Origin of the sequence: Verrucomicrobium sp. BvORR034 (genome assembly GCF_000739635.1) — a bacterium.
GTDB lineage: Bacteria > Verrucomicrobiota > Verrucomicrobiia > Verrucomicrobiales > Verrucomicrobiaceae > Verrucomicrobium.
In genome coordinates this window covers 1-869 of record NZ_BATQ01000124.1, presented here as the reverse complement: position 1 = coordinate 869, position 869 = coordinate 1, and the positions used below count along the sequence as shown (strand labels likewise).

The 869-nt window shown below is 51.9% G+C and carries 1 protein-coding gene and 1 pseudogene; both read left to right on the top strand.

Going from position 1 to position 869, the window contains the following annotated elements:
* On the top strand, positions 1-321 hold a 321-nt coding region (locus BV034_RS36280), incomplete at its 5' end, for a hypothetical protein (protein WP_265593244.1).
* Positions 322-458: 137 nt separating this feature from the next.
* A pseudogene (locus BV034_RS20375) lies at positions 459-626 on the top strand (ISL3 family transposase); the annotation flags it as partial.
* Between the last annotated feature and the right edge of the window lie 243 nt (positions 627-869).

Sequence of the window (869 nt, the reverse complement as noted above, 5' to 3'; positions counted from 1 at the left end):
GATGAGTTTTGGCTTCTGGTGGAAAACCTGGAGCAATTTTTCGTTCAACATTTCTCTCGTGACGAATTTCAAATATATGAAGGTCTCAATTGCTCTCGGTTTGCTGAAGTGTCGTTTACCTGCGAGCGCTATATGGAACCGGGGATAGTTCTTGGAGTACAAGAGTTGATTCGAGAGCATCCGTTTAGATGGATGGTTTGCATGAATGAAGCTTGCTATCTCTTCGTGACAGCTACACAAATATTGGGATTTGACCCTGCGGGAGATGATGCTGATTATATGAAGCTTTTAGAGCATTTGAGGGGTGGTTCCGAGGGGTAAGCGCGATTCTGGGTGCCTCACGGGAATCGGATGTGCAAATAGATGGGCTAGAATGGCACTGAGTTAAGTCGCATTCTTTGTTGGGTTATTCGTGAGAGAGTGTGGGATTTTTTGTTTGGGTGATTAGATTGCACCTCATGCAGGACACGGAGTTTTATGAGCGGTTGCTGGGCTTGAGCAGGCCTTGGAAGGTGACGGATGTCGCCATGGACGTGGCGGCTGGTGAAGTCCGCGTAAAGGTAGCCTGCGATGCCACCGTTTGGGTGGGGGATGGCGGAGTGCGTCTCCACGTTCACGGCTACGAACTGAGGTGGACCCCGTTCTTCGGCCAGAGTTGCTGGAAGTTAAGCTATGGTGGGCTGGCTGTTCATTGGGTTAGGTTGGTTCTGTCTTGATGTCAACTTCCTCATGGCTCTTCCGACCGATGGGGTTGTGTAACGAAAGGCTCGGAGCGGAGCGGAGAGCCTGAAGTGCAACAACCCCATCGGTCGGACCGCCCCCCAGGGGCATCCGGGCGGGCTCTGGAAGGCCACATGGTTTGTTCATGC